20 protein-coding genes are annotated in these 20,675 nt (G+C 35.2%); 7 read left to right on the top strand and 13 right to left on the bottom strand.

The annotated features are described in order from the left end of the window. Window positions 1-30 precede the first annotated feature (30 nt). The 7 genes from LX78_RS05020 (at window position 31) to LX78_RS04990 (ending at window position 5,182) form a co-directional block, all read left to right on the top strand. Complete coding sequence (locus LX78_RS05020; RefSeq protein ID WP_109681552.1) at window positions 31-330, top strand: helix-turn-helix domain-containing protein; 300 nt, start codon at window positions 31-33, stop codon at window positions 328-330. Window positions 331-357: 27 nt separating this feature from the next. Next, window positions 358-1,167 carry a transcriptional regulator gene (locus LX78_RS05015; RefSeq protein ID WP_109681551.1) on the top strand — a complete coding sequence of 270 codons (810 nt, stop codon included), beginning with the start codon at window positions 358-360 and terminating at the stop codon, window positions 1,165-1,167. Between the two features lie 87 nt (window positions 1,168-1,254). Next, window positions 1,255-1,866: an ATP-binding protein gene (locus tag LX78_RS05010; protein WP_170109800.1), complete on the top strand. Its 612-nt coding sequence runs from the start codon at window positions 1,255-1,257 to the stop codon at window positions 1,864-1,866. A 235-nt stretch (window positions 1,867-2,101) separates the two neighbouring features. Then, window positions 2,102-2,341, top strand: a complete 240-nt coding sequence (locus LX78_RS05005) for a helix-turn-helix transcriptional regulator (protein ID WP_109681549.1) — start codon at window positions 2,102-2,104, stop codon at window positions 2,339-2,341. After that, complete coding sequence (locus LX78_RS05000; protein ID WP_109681548.1) at window positions 2,313-2,630, top strand: HipA N-terminal domain-containing protein; 318 nt, start codon at window positions 2,313-2,315, stop codon at window positions 2,628-2,630. Before LX78_RS05005 ends, LX78_RS05000 begins: the two co-directional genes overlap by 29 nt. Next, complete coding sequence (locus LX78_RS04995) at window positions 2,627-3,610, top strand: HipA domain-containing protein (protein ID WP_109681547.1); 984 nt, start codon at window positions 2,627-2,629, stop codon at window positions 3,608-3,610. The genes LX78_RS05000 and LX78_RS04995 overlap by 4 nt, the downstream gene beginning before the upstream one ends. Window positions 3,611-3,628: 18 nt before the next feature. Continuing rightward, a complete protein-coding gene (locus tag LX78_RS04990; protein ID WP_109681546.1) occupies window positions 3,629-5,182 on the top strand; it encodes a T9SS type A sorting domain-containing protein in 1,554 nt (517 codons plus the stop codon). A 162-nt stretch (window positions 5,183-5,344) separates the two neighbouring features. On the opposite strand, the gene LX78_RS04985 is transcribed toward LX78_RS04990, so the two are convergent. The 13 genes from LX78_RS04985 to LX78_RS04920 all read right to left on the bottom strand — a co-directional run bounded on the left by LX78_RS04985 (window position 5,345) and on the right by LX78_RS04920 (window position 20,567). Next, a complete protein-coding gene (locus tag LX78_RS04985; RefSeq protein WP_109681908.1) occupies window positions 5,345-6,418 on the bottom strand; it encodes a PCMD domain-containing protein in 1,074 nt (357 codons plus the stop codon). A 53-nt stretch (window positions 6,419-6,471) separates the two neighbouring features. Continuing rightward, window positions 6,472-7,236 (bottom strand): hypothetical protein, encoded by a 765-nt coding sequence (locus LX78_RS04980; protein ID WP_109681545.1) that lies wholly within the window; start codon window positions 7,234-7,236, stop codon window positions 6,472-6,474. Between the two features lie 737 nt (window positions 7,237-7,973). After that, window positions 7,974-8,300, bottom strand: coding sequence for a hypothetical protein (locus tag LX78_RS14780; protein WP_170109799.1), 327 nt, complete (start codon window positions 8,298-8,300; stop codon window positions 7,974-7,976). A gap of 134 nt (window positions 8,301-8,434) precedes the next feature. Then, window positions 8,435-9,352 carry a hypothetical protein gene (locus tag LX78_RS04970; protein ID WP_109681543.1) on the bottom strand — a complete coding sequence of 306 codons (918 nt, stop codon included), beginning with the start codon at window positions 9,350-9,352 and terminating at the stop codon, window positions 8,435-8,437. Window positions 9,353-9,430: 78 nt separating this feature from the next. Further along, a complete protein-coding gene (locus LX78_RS04965; protein WP_109681542.1) occupies window positions 9,431-10,777 on the bottom strand; it encodes a metal-dependent hydrolase family protein in 1,347 nt (448 codons plus the stop codon). Between the two features lie 43 nt (window positions 10,778-10,820). Beyond that, on the bottom strand, window positions 10,821-11,102 hold the full coding sequence (locus LX78_RS04960; RefSeq protein WP_281267908.1) for a DUF308 domain-containing protein: 282 nt from the start codon (window positions 11,100-11,102) through the stop codon (window positions 10,821-10,823). Between the two features lie 29 nt (window positions 11,103-11,131). Next, window positions 11,132-12,688 carry an amidohydrolase family protein gene (locus LX78_RS04955; RefSeq protein ID WP_170109798.1) on the bottom strand — a complete coding sequence of 519 codons (1,557 nt, stop codon included), beginning with the start codon at window positions 12,686-12,688 and terminating at the stop codon, window positions 11,132-11,134. A gap of 10 nt (window positions 12,689-12,698) precedes the next feature. Beyond that, window positions 12,699-14,045 (bottom strand): metal-dependent hydrolase family protein, encoded by a 1,347-nt coding sequence (locus LX78_RS04950; protein WP_109681539.1) that lies wholly within the window; start codon window positions 14,043-14,045, stop codon window positions 12,699-12,701. An 811-nt stretch (window positions 14,046-14,856) separates the two neighbouring features. Continuing rightward, window positions 14,857-15,516, bottom strand: coding sequence for a DUF3299 domain-containing protein (locus tag LX78_RS04945; RefSeq protein ID WP_109681538.1), 660 nt, complete (start codon window positions 15,514-15,516; stop codon window positions 14,857-14,859). A 35-nt stretch (window positions 15,517-15,551) separates the two neighbouring features. Beyond that, on the bottom strand, window positions 15,552-16,811 hold the full coding sequence (locus LX78_RS04940; protein ID WP_109681537.1) for an ABC transporter permease: 1,260 nt from the start codon (window positions 16,809-16,811) through the stop codon (window positions 15,552-15,554). Further along, complete coding sequence (locus tag LX78_RS04935; RefSeq protein WP_109681536.1) at window positions 16,802-17,542, bottom strand: ABC transporter ATP-binding protein; 741 nt, start codon at window positions 17,540-17,542, stop codon at window positions 16,802-16,804. Before LX78_RS04935 ends, LX78_RS04940 begins: the two co-directional genes overlap by 10 nt. A gap of 203 nt (window positions 17,543-17,745) precedes the next feature. Continuing rightward, window positions 17,746-19,140 (bottom strand): metal-dependent hydrolase family protein, encoded by a 1,395-nt coding sequence (locus LX78_RS04925; protein ID WP_109681534.1) that lies wholly within the window; start codon window positions 19,138-19,140, stop codon window positions 17,746-17,748. Window positions 19,141-19,298: 158 nt separating this feature from the next. Next, entirely contained in the window at window positions 19,299-20,567 is a 1,269-nt protein-coding gene (locus tag LX78_RS04920; protein WP_109681533.1) for a carbohydrate porin, read from the bottom strand. Window positions 20,568-20,675: the final 108 nt, after the last annotated feature.

The raw sequence follows: 20,675 nt of genomic DNA, 5'->3' as shown, positions 1-20,675 counted from the left end.
GCTTTGTATCATAACAATACAAAACACTTTATGAATTTACATCCAAAAACACTTTTCCCAGAAACCGAAAATTTAGAGCTTTTGAATCACCAATTAGTGACTAAAAGAGATCTATTAAATGTGGTTAATGCATTACTTCAAGAATTAAAAAATGTCAAAAAAGAAGACAAACCAGCGCAATGGTTAAAATCATCAGAAGTTAGAAAACTATTACGCATCTCTCCAGGAACGCTTCAAAATCTTCGAATTAACGGAACACTCAATTTTAAGCGCATTGGTGGCATCATCTTCTATAAGTATGAAGACATCCAAAACATGCTAGAAAATTAATCATCATAAAATTTTAAACCTTTAATCATGAACTACATTAAACACTTAACAGGTTTTTTCGATAAAGTCATTAACGATAACACCTTAAACCCAACACATATCAGTTTATATATCGCATTGTTTCAATTCTGGAACTGCAACCGCTTCAGAAATCCCATTAGCATTTCGCGCGATGAAGTCATGCGCATCAGCAAGATAAGCTCTAAAGCAACTTACCATAAATGCTTAAAAAATTTACACGCATTAGGATATATTAAATACGAACCATCATACAACCCCTATAAAGGAAGTTTAGTACATCTCTTTAATTTTTCTGAAAACTTAAAACCAAAACCAAAAAACAGCAAGGTTATAAAACAAGTAACAGGCAAGTCTTATACTGGTACTGGTACAATTCCTGAACAAGCAGAAGTATCTTATATAAACAGTATAAACAATACAAATAAATTAAACAATACAAACATAAAGAAGCAATCTCTAGATTCTAAAAATGAAACTTTAGATTTAATAAAAGAAGCTGCTAATACAAAACAAAAAAAGTTGCGTCAAAAAAATAAAAGTATGATTACGCCAAATGAAAAAGATCTGATCAATTACTTCCTGGAACAAAACTTTCCAGAATTAGAAGCAAAAAAGTTTTTTAATTACTTCTCCAGTAATGGCTGGCTAGTAGGTGGCAAAACACCTATGGCCAATTGGAAAGCTGCTGCACAGAATTGGATGATTAATAGCTTCAATTTCAATGCGCAACACCACCACAACACCGACATAACACCGACAATTCGCGCAAAAAACCTCAACACAGCAACCAATAAAAATTATTCTGAACCACTCTAACGTCATTGCGAGAAGTTTACGACGCGGCAATCTGCTTATTTGAAAGACCTATCTGAAGCAATCTCATAAATACAACTGCTAATCAAAATGAATTACAATTACCAAAAAGCAACCAAATGGCTAGAATCTAAAGGACAAGAACTATTTGGTAACCATTTCAAAATTTATGACGAAGACAAAACCATTATTCATAAACTCATGGCCTACAGCACAGGTGATGAAGAAGCAACAAATCAACTCGATATTAATTTAGAAAAAGGAATACTACTTTCTGGTCCTATTGGCTGTGGTAAAACAACGTTAATGACACTAATGAAACATTTAGCTTCCCCTCAAAACAAATACTATGTGAAATCGTGTCGAGAAGTGAGTTTCGAGTTCATTAAAGAGGGTTACGACGTCATAAGCAGATATAGCAAACCAAGTTTACATCAATCCAAAGCAGGCATCATCTGCTTTGATGATCTTGGTACAGAAAACAATTTAAAATACTTCGGTAACGAGTGTAATGTGATGGGCGAAATTCTATTAAGTCGCTATGATTTATTTATTAGCAAAAAAGTTAAAACACATCTCACCACTAACCTATCTGCATCAGAACTTGAACATCATTATGGCAATCGAGTTAGAAGCAGATTAAGAGAAACCTTAAATTTAATAGCCTTTAATAATAATTCAAAAGACAAACGAAGGCAATAGCACAGTATTTTAAAAAAAATTATTGATGTCGGTGTTCATTATTCTTTGATGTTCATTGACAATGAACATGCAAAATTTATGAACGAATTAGTAATTAACTCAATTCAAATCACAAATTAAAAATAGCATTTTTACACCCTAAAAGGTATAAATACAGCAGTATTAAAATATTTACACCCTTTAAGGTATAATTGTAAAATAATTCACTATATTGTACCCATAAAGGTATAATACAATGGAATGGGATAGAGAAAATACAATAGCCCAATTTGTAAGGGATAGACGTAAAAAAGCAAATCTAACACAAGTAGAGTTATCAGACTTTACAGGTGTAGGCTTGCGTTTTGTACGCGAACTCGAACAGGGAAAACCAAATATAATGACCGATAAAGTAAATCAGGTATTATTATTTTTTGGACACACACTAACACCAACACCTATAAGCGATGAGACAAGGAGAAATCTGGGTAAATAAAACGTTGGCAGGTATATTAACCGAGGACGATAATGGCTATCATTTCAAGTATGAAAAAGCATACCTAGAAAATGAAAGCGCATTAGCAGTGAGTTTAACGTTACCATTACAAGAAGAATCGTTTAGTGCCGAATACCTATTCCCTTTCTTCGATGGTTTAATTCCGGAAGGTTGGTTATTAGACATCGCACATAAAAATTGGAAAATAAATCCAAGAGACCGCATGGGCTTATTATTAACCACATGTAGAGATTGTATTGGCAATATTAGCATTATAGAGAAAGTATGAACTACTGTTTAGCATGTCACAAAAAACTAGAAGATGGTAACATAAACTACCATCAAAACTGCCTAACAGCATTTTGGCAAGAAGACACGCCTGTACTAAAATTAGAGGTTGAGATGTCTCAAATCGAAGCGTTGGCAAAAGAAAATGTAGCACAACGCATCATCGTTACTGGTGTACAACCAAAATTATCATTAGGTTTCACTCAAGAAAATGCTCAAAATAGGTTAACCATTGTAGGTGCATTAAATGGCAGGTATATTTTAAAACCACCATTTCAAATGTACCCACAAATGCCAGAAATTGAGGCACTATCTATGTTATTAGCACAAGCTTGTGGCATAGCTACAGTACCCTTTTTATTAATCCCATTAAAAGATGGTGCTTTAGCTTATTTAACCAAGCGTATAGATCGAACTGCCAATAACGAAAAATACCCAATGGAAGATGCTTGCCAATTCACAGAGCGTCTTACAGAACATAAATATCGTGGATCTTACGAGCAAATTGCAAAGGGTATTATTACCTATACACAAAACCCATTACTGGATGCCGTAAAATTTTATGAGCAAGTTATTGTTTCTTTCCTGATTGGAAATAACGATATGCATTTAAAAAACTTTTCACTCATTGCAAAAGACAGTAAACACTATGCATTGGCACCAGCCTATGATATGGTAGCGGTTAAATTATTAATTCCAGAAGATCAAGAAGAATTAGCGCTAAACCTCAACGGAAAAAAGCGAAAAATCAAGCGCCTAGATTTTAACGAAGCCATGGCCAAAGTACAAATCCCTGCAAAAGCTATTGAAAACCTATGGAATCGTATAGAAAAAGGCATGCGACAGTGGCTTGAGTTAATAAATAATAGCTTCTTAACATTAGAACAAAAAGAAATACTTAAAGAGTTAATTGAAACAAGAGCAAAACAAATCAATTTAAGCTTTGTTAATAACAAGAATAATGATTGGAACTTATATTAAAATTCTATTGCTCTAAATATGTTCGAAATCAAATGCCAAAACATCAGATATAATACATTAGATAAATATTTCCAAAATTTTGAAAAAGCAATCAATGAAGTGATTTTTCACCCAACTATTCAAGATAAAATTTACGTTTTAGAGACCAATGAAATTGCCATAAGCACAGATGGTGGTGCCAATTGGTCAGTTCAAACTTATAGTCCTTGGGTACCTGAATATTATTTTGGATTATCAGCTACATTTAATCCTTATGATGCTAACGAAGTAATTTATACCTCTAACTGGTATCCATTTCGTTCTACTGATGGCGGCAGTACCATTCAAAGAATGTTTTCACCTTACTCTTTTACAACTTATGTTGGAATAGCCAATGCAGATAGTGGTCAAGACCCATACCTTTATTATGGTGTTCAAGAAGGTTTGGCATCTAAAAACCTAAATACAAGTGTTGAAACTGCTTATGGAGTGCAATCAGTTGATATTGTATCAGGTAATGCTGCACCATTATTTTTTGTAGATCAAGGGCAAGGTCAATATGGTCGTATTTTTTCTGCAGCTGGTGATTTTAATGGTAATACCTTAAATGCTAGTACAGATCATGGTCAATCTTTTCAAACCTTTTATACAGGTTTTTATGATCCTGTTTTAAACATTTATCCAGATCCTGTAAATAATAATGAAGTTTGGGCTTCTTTTGAACTTTTTATGGCTAGCGGTACATTTATTATCGACATAACTAGTCCAGATCCTTGGTCTCCAACAATTTCACAAGTTACAATGCCTAGTACCGGAAGACATTATTCAACTTGGGTTAACCCAAGCAACAATCAAGAAGTATTAGCCGGAATAGGTGGTGAATTATGGTCAAGTTTAGATCGTGGTGCAACTTGGACAAATTCTAGTACAGGATTAACACTAGATATTAATTCTGGATTTATTTATAATATTGTTAAAAGCCCATATAATGCAAATGAATTTGTTTTAGCTACTGAAAATGGTGTTTGGAAATCAACAGACAATTATGCAACTTGGACCAATATTTTACCAACAAACCACGTGACAAAAATATCTTATGATCCAAACAATCCAGAGGTGTTGGTAGCAGGTGTTAATAGTTCAGCTATTAGTAGTACAGCTGTTTATTACTCTGAAGATTATGGTTCTACCTGGAATATGATACCCGTAACAGAATTGGAATACAGTAATTCTAATGGAATTGCATTTGATTTTATTGATATTAGTGAAGGCTTTAGAACATTTATAGCTACTCCCGATCTTGGAGTAATAACTTATGATGTTCTTTATGCTACTTTAAGTATAGAAACACCAACAATTCAAGATATTGAAATGACTATGTATCCCAATCCGGTTAAAGATGTTTTAAATATCTCTTTTAAGAATGGAAACGAACCTAATACTATCGTTGTTTATAATATTTTAGGAGCAACCGTGAAACGTTTTAACAAAGGCTCTCATTTCGATTTATCTGATTTAAATCCAGGTATGTATTTAGTTAAAGTAAGTGATTCTAATGGAAATAAAATTGTTAAACGAATTATTAAAAAATAAGTTTAAATATTTAATTTTTACAGTAAAAAAAAGCGCGATATATCGCGCTTTTTTTTGTTTAATAATCTTATTATTATTTTCACTTTATCCATGATCTGATTACGTTTAAAAAATAAAAAATCAACTCTGCTACACCAGAGCTATTTATTTTAATAATAAGCATCATTCATAGACCATCTCGACATCATCAATAATTAGCATACTATCTATAGCACCAGAAAAATTAGCACCGTCAAAACTTGAAGAGGCTACAAATGTAATATGTGTTGGTAAGGCAAATTGAGCTAAATCATCACTTACATAGGCGTTGTTTTCAGGATACATATAGTCTGGAAAATTAGAATCTAATGCACCGTAGGTAAAAACAACTTCTTGAGTAATTAACGTTCCTTGTTCAAGCTCACTTCTAAACCAAGCAGTACCTAAACGCTGTGTCTGTCCATTTTGCCGTATTTCTAACAGGGCATAAATATCGCAGGCATCACCGTAGTTAAGTAGGTCACCATTTTGATCTTTGTTTTCTGCACCAGGGACATAACTATATTTGAACCGTATTTTTAGGGGTCTTCCGGAAAATGGAGTCCCAAACTCAATGGCTGCTTGAGGATCACTTAAATCTATATTATCTGGATTAAAATAGCCGGTAAATATAGATCCTGCTGAAATTGGTGCGCCAAATGTTCCAGCTAATGAGCCATTATCCAGAGTTATCATTTTTGCCGCTAAATTATCAGCCCCAAGATCCTCCGGAATAGTCGCCAAATTATTTAAAATCTGGGTACCGGGATTACCCGTGCCCCAAATAGTTGAGGTTGCATCAGTACCCGGCTCATAATAATTACCTCCCGTTAAATACCAAGAGTTAAGCTCCCAATTATCAAGTTGAGGGGCTTCGGAGGCTACGTAGGCTCTGATGGTCCATAAATAAACAGAGCCATCTTCGGCCGTAACTTGAATCGTACCATCGTTCTCCAAATTTAAGAGATCACCTTGCATTTTGTTGGATTGTGCAAAAGAGGAGAGAACCAAATTTTCAATCGTAATAGTTGTTAAATCAACACCTCCCGGAATTTCAACTGTTACTAGGAGACTGTCTGCCAAAATAGTGGCATTACCTGATTGATTACTTAATAGGATTTGTTTGATATTCCCATAGGGTGATTGTCCATAATAATCTTCCTTTACACAAGAAAACAGAACCATACCCATTATTAATAAAACACCTAGTTTTTTCATTGTTATATTTTTTAAACCAATCTTTCTTTTTATCGTTAACATAAATAATTTTGTCAATTTCTAAAGTAATAAGCTAGTCCCAATTGCATGGATAAAATATCGATATTTAAATCAATATTTTGTCTAGTCTTACTAGACTGATCAATGTCATTTACAGTAGTCTTTGAACTGTTTAATTCGTATCCTAATAAATCCAATTGTATTTCAAATGCAAAATTTTCCATTACAAAAAAGGTTACACCAGGACTGATACCAACTCTAAAATTAAAATTTTTGGTATATGATTTGTCAACTTCGTCTATATTTTTAACATCTTTCGTAACAGTGTTACCTCCTCCAAAAGTAAGACCTATATCCGTAAAAAAACTTAAACGCTCATTTTCGGTTAATGGTACAGAAGATCGCAGATTAGGCGTTACTGCATAACTCCGTGTTAACGAATTGGATTGTATGCTATCGGAATCTTTTAATGTAAGCCCTGAAAATTTATCCTGAAAATAATTAAAGTTAACACCTGCCATAACATAATTTCCAATATAGTAACCGCTTTTTAGGTTAATATCGTATTTTGTACGATCACCATCCAAAATGGTTCCAACCAAAACATTAATGTTTTCAGATTGTCTGTCTTCTAGCGCTAACGACAAGCCCACATAAATATTTTTCTTTTGAAACGGTTTAAAAGTATTCGTATAGTAACTAGTTAATAACTCATAAGGAGTATATGTACTATCTTTTTCTTTATTTTTAGTTTGCGACCATGTTAATTCTGAAGAAAACACTAAAAAAACCACTATGATTTTTATAAAATTTGTCATGTAATTCGTTAAACGAGGTTAATATTATATTGTTACAATTTAAATAAATATAATTATTTCATTTTGATAGTAAAGCGGAATAGAATAAAATTTCATTATTCACAAATTACATTTTATTAAAATTAATATTCAAGGATATTTTGTTTTAAATAATCTTTTTTCAAGAAAGGTGGTGTAATAATCATAACTCTTATCTCAAATCCAGCTCCTGTATTGCCATTTAACTGAAAACCAAAAGTAAATGAAGGAATGATATAAGTATTAGGTATTCATTGGATTCCAGCTCTAAATTCAGTTGGAGAAAACGCTTTCCCCTCTGTACCAAAATTTCAACGACAATAGGAACATTTTGGATCTCATATTGAAAACGGTCATAAGCCCCATCAAAATCTTGTAAATAATCAAGTTTAACATAACCGCCAAATGCAATGCGAGCTTTAGATCCAAATAAAGGTATTGAATTATGGAATGACTAGTCTATTTAATCCTGCCCCGTATAGACTAATGTATTATCTCTAAAGTCATCAATTCTATCTTCCATTTTTAGGCTATCGGAGGGCTTTTAGTCTTGTGAAACAGCTACCTGTGTTATCAGAAAAAAAAGTTACATACTAAAGTTTAAAATATATTTCATAATTTATAAGTGTGTTATTAAATTTATAGGTGAATCATTAGATGTTATTTGTTATTCTAATCTCTAATAAAATTAAGGTTAAACAATATTTAATTCTTTTGATTTACATTTTAAATTGCTTTAAAACAAGATAATAAAGGTTATCTATTTGTTGCATGATTACTTTCCATTTCGAATAATAAATACCCATAAAAAATAGATTTAAAGCGTCGGTAACTAAAATTACATGAAACTTTTCTAGTAACTTTTCACCAATAATAAATCGTATTGTTATTAATACAATAAGAAACACAATACTCAACCCATTATTCTCAAGAGATAATCCTAAATTTTCTTGATTTACGATAACTTTATGAGATAAATAATACAATTTTCCAATAAGCAACCCCCCTATACTAAATAAAATATAATAGAGTGGTATATTATACATGAAAGCATCATATAGAACAATGAGACCTATTATAAGAAGCGAGATCCGGATAATGCGATTGGTACGTTTTATTTTCTTATCTGCAAAATCCTCTATAAATTTTCGTTTAGTATTCAATTTTCAATATGGATTGGTTACCAAGGCAAAGGCACAACAGGTGATATTGTTAAACGTATTTGATGTTGTGGACCAAATGCCTCTGGAGATGCCACAAAATACCAATATTGCATATTAAACTTTATAGGTAATTTACCAAAATTTGTTACTTTAGTTACACCAGTAGCCAAGGGAAGGGTTAATTTATTACCTTTTGAGGCGTTGTGATTATAAGACCAGGTTGGTCCCGACATGATTTGCCAACCATTACTCAAGCTAACTGCATAAAAATATTGTCCAGCTGTAATACTAGCAGAGTCTCCTCCTTCTGATGCAATCCATACATCATCCCCCAAAATAGAAAAACTATCATTCGTAGTTGGGTCAATCTTATTCACATTCCATGAGTGATTTACCATAATCCCGACAACACCCCAATTAAAAAGTTGAGCAACCATGATTTCAGGACCTAATAAGGTATAAGGAGATCTTAAGGCCTCACTGCTAGCCGTTCTAAAACTACCAAATACACCAAGGATACCAATAGTTTTTGATGGAAATGTTTTTCCTATCGCAATATCGGCGCTGATATTCCCCAGACCGACTCCCTGATTTTCAAACCCGTTCGCCCCATATGTGGGTTGCGTAAAATAAAGGGGGATATTGGGTCTCACAAAAAGATTCGTCGTCTTATTTAACGGTAATGGAAGGACGGGTTGAAAACCCATCACAAAGCTATTTTGACTTTCAGCTCCGGGTAAATCTCCCTGATAATGCACATAATCAAAGTTAAAGTTCAAGGTACCCCTTACGGTATTGGGATTGGCTAATTCTTTTGCTAGCTCATCTGCACTTGGTTTTTCTTGGGTTTCTTGTGCTTCTTGTGCATTTATCAATGCTGAAAATAGCATCATAAAAAGCAATAAATACTTCTGAATTTTTAACATTTTTTTCATAATTATCTGTTTTTGTTTAATTGTTCTCTACATTAAATATCTAAAAAGTCAATCTATATCGGTTTAATCTACAGGGCGTTACAGGCTATTCTTATAAATTACGCCATCTTTCATAATTAAAGACAAATTCTTATCTGGAGCAGCTAAAAGCGATATATCCTCAAGAGGGTTTCCGTTTACTAGCAGTATGTCAGCATAGGCACCTTCTTCGATAACACCTAACTTACCTTCCTTATAGGGATGGCGCTCTCCAGATAACTCAAAGAGTTCTGCATTTTGCGATGTAGCTTGCTTCAATATTTCATAGGGAGTGAAGTACTTGCTTCGGGCTGTAAATTCTGAATTTTGCATGCGGTGAAGTTCTAGCGAACCTAAAATGTCGGTACCAAAGGACATTTTTACACCATATTTTTTAGCATTTTCATAACCTTTTTTAGCGCCTTCTTGTGCGGTTAGGTATTTCTGAACCGCCTCTCCTTTCATTCCCGCCTCTTCTGGCGTCAAGCTAAAAGCAAAAAACTGAGTTGAAAGCCACACATCATTTTCTTTCATCATTTTCATGGTTTCTTCTGAAGCGAATAGACCATGTTCAATACTTTTTATACCGGCTTTGATGGCGTTTTGTATGCCCTCATCGCTGTAAGCGTGTATCGCTGCGTATGTTCCCCATTTTTTTGTTTCATCGGCAATCGCTTTGAGTTCTTCATAGGTATACTCTGTGACATCTATCGGGTCATGAGCGCCGGTAATGCTTCCGCTACCAAAGATTTTCAGATGGGTTGCTCCTGATCGAAGAACATCTCGTGATGCCTTCTGTACTTCAGGCACACCATCAGCAATTATTGTCCAGCCACGAATATAGGCCTTATCAATCTGACCGGTAAAGTGCGGTGATAAATAAAACATACGTTGGTCATAATCACCATGGCCTGACGTTTGAGATATAAACGCACCAGCAGGAAGAATTCGTGGACCAGGAATGATATTTTCATCAATGGCTTTTTTTAATCCGAAAGCTGGGCCTCCGTTATCTCGAATAGTTGTAAAACCCCGTTGTAGCATTTCACCTGCGTTAACTGCTGCAAGTGTGCCCGACCACCCCTCCGGGGCACCATAAATCAGATTTTCGATATCATCAGTCCACATAATGTGCGTGTGGGCGTCAGTCAAACCCGGCATCAGCGTTTTTCCACCTCCATCAATAATACTAACATTGTCGGTTTGCATCACCATTAAAGGCTCTTTGGATATTTGTTTTATGAGGTTTCCTTCTACTAAAACATCAGCTTTTATTAATTTATCTGATGTTCCATCAAAAACTTGTACGTTGGTAAAAAGTGTAATTGGCTTTGTTTTTTCTTGGGCGAATAGCCCTAAACTTATGATGCAAAGTATGCATGTCAATAATTGTTTGTTTAAATTCATAGTTGACTAATTTTAAAGTTAGTATATAAGCATTAGTTATTTTTTATTCCGTAATTTTTTTAAAGTTTAATCCTAAAACAATATTAATTACACCAGCTAAAGCTAAAGCAATACCGATCCATGTGCTTATTGCAAATAATCCAAGAAGTAGATTACTCATAATGATGTATCCAATGAAGACTGAAAAAATTCCAGATACTATTCTCATCCACCAATAAGGAATGCCTTCTTTTTTTGCTTGAAATGCATTGGAGAAAGTCATTACTCCAGAAACGATGATCCAGAATCCTACAACAAAAGGTAAAGTGCTAGTATTTTTTTCAATTTTAATGATTAACTATTTCCTATGGGTTTCTATTCTTGAATTTCTGCTCGAATCGGTTGTCCTGGATAAACATCTTTTAAAACTTTAGAATCTTTAACCACAACTGTACCATTGACTATCACGTAAGGAATACCTGTAGATGGTAAAGTACCCATTTGTGGTGTTGCATTATCTTTGATGGTAGCAGGATCAAAAATTGTTATGTCTGCGTCTTTACCCACTTGTAATCGTCCTTTGTTCGTCATTTGATCTACTCCATTTTCCTGAAGAAATTTAGCTGGCATAAAAGTCATTTTGGAAACGGCCAACATTAAAGACATTAAATTTTCTTCCCGTACTAATCTTAAAATTCGAGCATGAGTTCCAGCACCTCTAGGGTGAGCATTGACAGATTCATAGGGTGTATCCCAATCTTTAGGGAGAGATTTGTCTATCTTTGAAACACCAGGGAAAGCATCACTACCTATAATAGAAGTAGGGTGGGAAAGTGCCCAATATAAATCTTCCTTAGTAGCATTCTCAAACGTTACATTAGTAGTAGGAGCATCTTTTTTTAGTTGTTCGTAGGTTTCTTTTGTTAAGGGCTTCATGTCTGTTAAATTGACAATATCTTTATAATCATGTCCCATATTATTTTGATAATTATCTGGTTCAAGATAGTCGGCAGCAACGATAGTAGAACCATAGGTATAGGCATATATTTCAGATATAACAGGAATACCTTTTCTAGCAGCGGCATCTATAATCGCCTGTGCTTCTTTTGTTTGACTTAAAGTCTGTGCCGTCATATGTGCGATAACCAGACCACCTCCATAAGCTTCTGCAGCACCTAGCTGTTGCAATGTGCCAGTTAGTCCGTCATTAGGAGGGAGTTGACCTGAAAACCGACCATGTAAATAAACGAAACGTCTGTATTTACCGGCCAACTTTTGTGCGCCAACACCTTCTTCAGTCCTTACACCGTAGACCATATAACCAGGTGTGTAACCAATACCAAGACCACCTTGCTTTAATCCTTCTTCAACTAAATCAAGAATCTGGTTTACTTGTTCATCGGAAGCAACATCTTTTGACCAAGCCATGGAAAGATGGGTTTCATCCATTATCGAGGCATCATTGATAAGTGCTCCATCAGTTGTTTGGTAGTTAGGATTAAGTATTTTTTCTCGAGCTGCTTCAACACTAGCAGAAGCACCGTAATTCGTTTGTGATTTCCCCTTCATTTGATCATACCAAAAATTGATAGGCAACACTCCAAGTTCTAATTCTAGTGGTGTTGTTACACCATCTCTTAAGGCTAATTTTTGACCAAATGGAGTTGGAACGTTGTGGCTATGTGGATCAATGAAACCTGGAGCAACAACATGACCTTTTGCGTTAATTATTTCTTTACCTGTAATTTTACTTTTAGTAATCATTACAATTTTCCCGTCTTTAATTCCAACGTTTGCAATAGCATCAAACATGGTTTCAGGGTCCATTACTCTTCCGTTAAGAATGACAAGGTCATACTCAGCAGGTTTTTGTTGTGCATTCAAGCTACTTAAAACTAGCATTAATACAATAGTTGTTATTATTTTTCTCATTTTGAGTAGTTTAATTATTTTCAATTGTGTTTTTATAAATTTCCCCATCCTTCATGATAAGATCAAGATTGTTATCAGAATCGTGAAATAGTGTTAAATCTTCTAAGGGATTTCCATCAATTAAGAGAATGTCAGCAAACGCACCTTCTTCAATTACACCTAGTTTCCCAGGATATGGATTACGAGGACCACTAAAATAAAGTACTTCTGCGTTTCCTGAAGTTGTTTGACTTAATATTTCTGGAGCTGTCCACCATTTTAATCTATTACTTAATTCAAAAGATTGTCCTTTTTTCTGCTCTGCATTGTCAACATAATCACTACCAATAGTAATTTTGGCATTGTATTTTTTTGCCAACTTAAACAAGTTGTCTATACCATCTCTAGCTTTATCATGTTTCATTTTGCTTTCTTCGCTCCAGTTTTCAGGTGCATCTGAAAAATAAACTCCAGTTTGTGTACTTAAGAACGCACCTTTTTCAACAAGTAGCTTCATGGTTTCTTCTGTCATTAAATTTGCATGTTCAATAGACATTGCACCAGCTTCTAAAGCTAAACTAACCCCTTTGTCATTATATGAATGCACAGCTAAATAAGTATTCCATCTTTTTGCTTCATCTGCAGCAGCTTTAATTTCTTCGAAAGAATACTCACCAATATCTAAAGGATCATACATTCCACTTACTGCTCCACTTGTAAACATTTTTAAAAATGCAGCACCTTTACGCATTTGGAGTCGGGCAGCGCTTAATACTTCTGGCACACCATCAGCAATCACTGTAATCCCGTTAAATTCCCCATCGTAATAAACTGGACCTCCTAATTGACGTGGTCTTTGCGCTTGTGGCCTTAGATCTGCATGCCCACCGGTCATACAAATTCCTGCTCCAGCAGCCCAAATACGTGGCCCAATTGCATGACCTTGATCAATGGCTAATTTTATTCCCAATACTTCTCCTCCTGTATCTCTTACAGAAGTAAACCCTCGCATCAATGTATTTTTTGCTTCCTCTAAAGCTATTGCCGCTAAATAGTCTGGTTGTTGATAAAACATAGAGATAAAATTCATGTTTAACGACAGATGTACATGTGCGTCAATAAGACCCGGCATCAGCGTTCTTCCACCTCCGTCAATAATGCTTACATTATCAGTTTGCATCACCATTAAAGGTTCTTTGGATATTTGTTTAATGAGGTTTCCTTCAACTAAAACATCGGCTTTTATTAATTTATCTGATGTTCCATCAAAAACTTGTACGTTGGTAAAAAGGGTAATTGACTTTGGTTTTTCTTGAGCGAATAGCCCTAAACTCATGATGCAAAGTATGCATGTCAGTAATTGTTTATTTAAATTCATAACTTATTTATTTTTATACACCGATTTTGATTTGAAAGACCGAGTGCGTTTTAGAGACTTTTTTTGACAATTTAATGGGTTGTTAATGAATCGTTAAAGTTCGGGCGTGTTGTTGTAAATACAAATACCTCAAAAGAGGTATAAAAGGAGTATTAGAACGTAAATAGATTCTTCTCTGGTATTTTATTTATCATAGCAATACCATTGGAAGCGACGAGTTTACTGTACATGTTGCGCAACTGCGTCTTAACCGTTAACACAGATATTAAGCTCTTGCGCAATTCTTTATTCCTCAGGCTTTTATAGATAATTTTTATAATTTCTTGCTCACGACGTGTTCACTCATTGACATGGCTTGAATCCCCTTTTTGTGTTTTTAAGGCTATTTTTAACCGTTTTATTTAACATCATAGTAGCTTTTTCCTTCCATTTTTTGTTTCCTTTCGTTATGTCAACTGTAACAATTATAGCCCACATAAAATCTCTTTTTCATGTCTTAAAGTTACAAGGTGTCTACTTTCAACCTGTCCGAAAAAAGCGACCAGTTACCATATGAAGCGTTTAATTTTGTTAAAAATTAAAGTCATAAAAAAAAGGAAGCCGTTAGTTGATAATGCTTCCTTTTAAATTGTTTTATCGGACACTATTGATATAAAATATAATTTATACCGCAACTGACATTAACGGATTCTCTTCCTGTATTGGTCCATCGCTTGTCTTATACCAATTATACATCAAAATAAGTCATATAAATCGTTTCTTTTTCGTTTACTTTTCTTTATAGCCAATTTTAAAATATAATTGGTATTATTTACTTTTTCTTGTAGTCCAAGATTTTTTTTGCCGACATGGCATATCCCACATTTATTTCGGATTCACCATCTGCCAAATAAAGCTCTTTCGTTAAATTTTTTGTTAGCAGCGTACCTTCAACCCACACTGGGGCAAAAAGGGAATTCACTTCGAAGCCTTTGTCAAATTTTATAAAAACAATTTGATTTGCTGGTGGTGGCGGTGTGTGGATGCATGCTCCTACCCAGGGTACCAAAAGAAATTCAACTCCATTTTTTCCTTCAAAGTCCAGCGGCAATAAATAACCTGACATTCTAATATTTGATCCGTTTAATGAGTCGACTACTGCTTCCGCACTTTTTTTCCGAAGTTCTATAATAGCTGTATGCTGGGCAAGCATCCCCTCAATATCAACTCCTTCAGCGGTGAGTTTTTTTTCTTTTTCTTCAATTGTTTTCAGACTTTCAGCGCCCACAGTTCCCGGTTTTCTTTCTTGAAGCATCCGCATTCTCACTATATATCTTAAATCATCAATTTGATCCTCCGTCAATTTTTCAAAAGGATCATCAATTTTAACTTCATCCGGAACTAGATCATCCCATTGAATTACTTTAACCTCCTGGGCAAAAATGCCGGTAAAAACGGTTAAAAACAGAAAAGTAAAAATTAAATTTCGCATATTTTTTTTATTTTGTTTTTTAGCGTGAAAGATAGTTACATTTTAACTGTCATTCCATCCAAAAGTGAGTATTTATATATTTTATAACCGGGAATTATCCCAATTAATATTCCCAAAATTATCACCGTTCCGATAATATAAATTTCCTGTAATGATATCCCTGACGGATTTAAATAAATGCCGTACTGTGTTTCGAGTATGGGTTTTGCTAGCTGCAACAGGAGAAAAACAAAAGCTATACCCATCGCTATTCCCCACATGGTAATTACGATAGATTCGCTGGAAATTAAACCGAATATTTTTAACGGGCTGGCACCAACCGAGCGTAGAATTGCCATTTCGCGCCGTCTTTCGTTAACGCCGGTGAGCAATGCCACAAGCATACCAATTAATCCGGCAATGGCAACAAAACCGGAGACAATCAGCAGTGCTGTTTCAATCTTTCCCATCATGTTCCAAAGTCGTTGCAAGGTAATTCCCGGCATAACTGCAGTTAGGGGCTCACTCTTATTTGTATTGATTTGGCGCTGTACGGTTAATACGTCTGTTCTGTTTTTTAAACCCACCAAAAAAGCAGTAATGTATTCGGGTTCAAGATGCAGGTGCTCAACTTCTTCGGCCGAAAAGTGCATGTGTTTGTCGGGCATTCCATCTACCCAGTCGATATGAATGGCTTCGATTCCTTCCAAACTCACATGAATGGTTTGGTCAACAGGTGTACCGGTGCGTTGCAGGATTCCAGTTACGTGAAACGGTTTATCGCCATGGTCGTGAAATGCAATGTCTCCCGAACCGTGGTTGATTACAATTTCATCGCCAATTTTATATTCATGAGAAGCGGCAACATCTGCCCCCAAAACGGCATCAAAAGTTTCATGAAACGCCTTTCCCTCCTGAAATTGCAAATGCTGTTTATTGGCAAATTGATAATGTGTAAAATAATCTTCGTTCGTACCAATTACGCTAAATCCTTCATGCGAATCGCCCATTGAAATCGGAATCGTCCAGTCTATTAATTCATTGGCAGCTATATCTTCGTAGCTATGCCAGCTGATATTGTTGGAAACCATTCCGATATGAAATACAGTTGACAAAAGAAGTTGCTCGTCGCCGGTACGCGCGCCAACAACCAAATCGGTGCCCGAAATTGTATTGGAGAAACTATTTTCAAGGCCAATCCTTATCCGTTCAACACCCAATAAAAGAGTGATACTAATAGCGATAGAAAATATGGTAAGCGCCACCGTAAACTTACGGTTCAACAGACTTTTTAACGCGAGCTTTATTATGAACATACCACGGCCTCCTTTTTTGTTTTCTCAGCAATCGGCATATCTTCCGTAAAATCATGGATGGAAATGCTTTGTTGGAATTTTTGATGGATACGACTGTCGTGACTAACATACAACAAAGTGCTGTTGTTTTTTTTGCACTCTTCTAAAAGCAGGTCGAGGAAGCGCATGGAGTTGTTTTCATCGAGTGCTGAAGTTGGTTCATCGGCCAGAATAATTTCGGGCGAACCAATTAAAGCCCGGGCTGCCGCCACCCGTTGCTGTTGCCCAACACTCAGTTCGGTAACTTTTTTTTCGTGAATCTCTTTTTGCTGAAGGCCTAATTCAGTCAGTAAACGGATGGCTTCTTCTTTTGGACCAATTCCTTTTGCCCGGATTTTATTCTTTTTGACTTCAGAAAAATGTATGGGAATAAGTACATTTTCGATAACCGAAAGATAGGGGATGAGATTAAACATCTGGAAAATAACACCCATGTGATTTGCCCTGATGGCATCGCGTTTTGAAGATGACACATCAACCAAATTTTCGCCTAATATTTTAATTTCACCACTGCTAAGGGGTAAAACACCGGATATTAAATTCAAAAAAGTGGTTTTTCCACTTCCGCTGTCGCCTTTAATTAAAAGATGTTCACTTTTCAAAACTTCAAGTTCTGGTATAATAATAAAAGGAACCTTTGACTTGTCCCAATTAAACTTTAAGTTTTGTATTTGTATGATTGAATTATTCATGATGAATTTAGTATTCAATGGTATTGTTTTTTATAAAGTCTTTTTTCAAAAACTGGGGAGTGATATTACCGCTGTGCAAGCATTTAATTTATTCATAGCATGTCCACACCAAGTTATATATATCAAAAAACTGCGAAGCTTGTTTCGCAGTTTTTTGATTAAATTTCAATATAAATCTATCCACCTATTTTAGGACGACTCACTTACAAAGTATTCTTATATACTTTTCCATCTTTCATGATAAGCTTCATTTTTTCGATTCCATCAATTGGACGTTCAGGTGCATCAAGCCATTTTTCATTAGCGCCAATAACTGATAAGTCTTCTAATGGATTTCCGTCTACAATAAGAAGATCTGCATAGGCTCCAGCTTTTACTAGGCCTAAACTACCTTCAAAATAGGGGTCTAGAACTTCTCCTGTAAGTTTTACTATTTCACCATTTACAGAAGTCAGCGATTTTAATGTATATAAATTACCCAATAACTGTCCACTTAAATAAATGGAATAGTCAGTTTGAATTATGCCTAATTGAACACCGCCAATCGCATCCGTATTGAATCCCATTTTTGGTCTAAATTTCTTTACGTTTTCAACAAAATTCGCAGTTGCTACCGCAGCAGAATTAGCCTTTCGGGCAGAAACGGGAGTCATACCGTCTATTTTTGTGATGTAAGGAGAGAAAGACGTTATGTTTGTCGTCATATACGCTCCCTTTTCTACCATTTTTTTGTAAATCTCTTCATCAAACATTAAGCAATGCTCTATAGTCTTTACGCCATTTTCTAAGCACCTCATAATTGCTGTCTTGCCGTACGCATGAGACTGTACATAAGAACCATAAGCCTCTGCTACTTCAACAGCAGCTTGTATGTCTTCTGCAGAGAATGCATTTAATTGCCAAGGGTCAAATTGTGAAAGAATTCCACCACTAGACATTATTTTAATTTGAGTTGCACCTTGCATAAAGTTTTGGCGAGCCGCTGCTTTAATCGCATCAGGACTATCAGCCGTAAAACTTATACTATTGCGAGCGGCTGAAGAATGAGCACCAAACATAGTTTCGTTAGGAGTAGTGGTATTTCTAAAATCTGCATGAGAACCAGTTGGTCCAATAAATGCACCAGAAGGATAAAGTCTTGGTCCATCTACTTCACCTGCATCTATAAATTTCCTTAGCCCGGAAGCCATTCCTCCTGCATCTCTCCAGGTCGTAAATCCAGACATTAAAGCAGCTTTCGCTTTTGCCGCTCCTCTAATCGCTATTTGATCATACGTTAGATTATTTTCGATATCTGCTATACCGTTGCCATTCACGTATAAATGGCCGTGCCCCTCAATTAAACCAGGCATAACTGTGCCCCCCTTACCGTCAATTACAGTTGCACCTGCAGGTGCTTTAATTCCATTTTTAACCTCTTTAATTAAGTTGTTTTCAATTAATACATCTGCTTTTACCAGCTTGTCACTTGTTCCATCCCAAACACTTACATTGGTGATTAATTTGTAAGTGGGTGCTTTTTTTTCTTGTGCGAATACACTAGTATTCAGTAATACTAATGCCACTATAAGACATAGTGTCGAGTTCATTTTTTTCATTCTAAATTGGTTTTTTTAAAGTTAAAATTATATTAATGTTATTTAATTTGTTGCGCTTCGTCTTTTTCATATTTTACTGTTTTTTGTTTATTAATTATCTTTATAAAAGAATTGTTTTATGTATTTCTTAATTTTTTACAATAGTAATTCGAGTTTCTTTATATATTAATTCGTGCACGTGCTCCAAAAATCGTTGTAAAGTTTGCGTTAGTATTTAATGCCGGATTTATTATGAATTGTATATTTGGTGTGAATTCAAAATGATTTGTAACCTGTAATTTGTAGAATATTTCAGAAATGTATTGATCTTTCAAGCCAGTGCCAAACATATTTTCATTTGGTTGGTTCCAGTTTATTCCTAAACCAAATACGTTTGATCCTGTTATATTATAAGCAATACCTGTACTGACTGAGGCTGTAAAAATACTACCACCCTCTTTTGCCCAGCCCCCTCTAAGGAATGTAAATAAGTTATGACCTAATTCCCAACTAATAGAGCCTATAAGTCCCCAACCATTAGGAGCATTTACTGTCGCGTCTGCTTGCCATAAGGTTACATGTACGTTTTTTAAAATAGGCATTTCGGAATTCGGCGTAAAACCGACTTCAAAAGTTTTGAGGGTTCCAAATTCAGTAAAGAAAGTTTCAAATCCTTTATAAAATTCTATGGCACTACCATTAACATCAATTAAACCTCCTATTACATAGAAATTATCAGTTAACCATGCGCTAACCATTAAACCCAATGAACCATCGGGGTATAAACCACCGACAGTACTAGAACCTGTTGCAAATGATAGATTGTTAAAACTACTCCAAGGGCTTGCCAATACAAATATGTCAGTCCAATCCGTCATATCCAGAAATCCCGCATAAGCAACAATATTGGCCGTACCAAATGTTTGTCTCCAATATAGATTAGTAACACGCCAACCGTCATTATTATAAACAGATTGCACAAGACCAGCATAACCTACACCTGCCGGCCCCCAGTCACGTAATGCCAGGTCGGTGTATTTATGTCTATTTTCAACTTTAAATACTAAACCGCCCTCATGTGGAGTCCCTCTACCAACAAAATTATACTTACCATAAATACGAAACACACCACTAGCACTAACATTATCTCCAATTGCTTTGGTAGCTCCCATTATTTGTGAGTTATAATCAGCATTAATAATAAAACCAGTTTTTTTATAAAACCTATTTTTCAATTGGTCTAAGCTGTCTAACCCGTGCCATATATTAACCATTTCTTTTGAAGTTGCGTCAAAGGTTGCGTCTTCATTTATCTGCTGACTCACAGAGCTTGGACTTGAAAGATCTCTTACCTTAATAGTGTCTTTCTTTTTGTCTTGCCCATAGACAGAAAAATTAAGCACCACTGCAACAAAAAATAATAGTAAACCTCTCTTTTCGCTTATCATACTTTTAAATTAATTTTATACTATTTTCATACATTTTCCCTTTTTCTTGAACATGAACACGGATTGGTTTTCCTGCATTTTCAATGTGATAGAGTGCATTTAATTTAG

It is taken from the genome of Xanthomarina spongicola, from assembly GCF_003148645.1.
In the GTDB taxonomy this organism is placed as follows: domain Bacteria; phylum Bacteroidota; class Bacteroidia; order Flavobacteriales; family Flavobacteriaceae; genus Xanthomarina; species Xanthomarina spongicola.
This window is presented reverse-complemented; position numbering and strand designations above follow the sequence as displayed.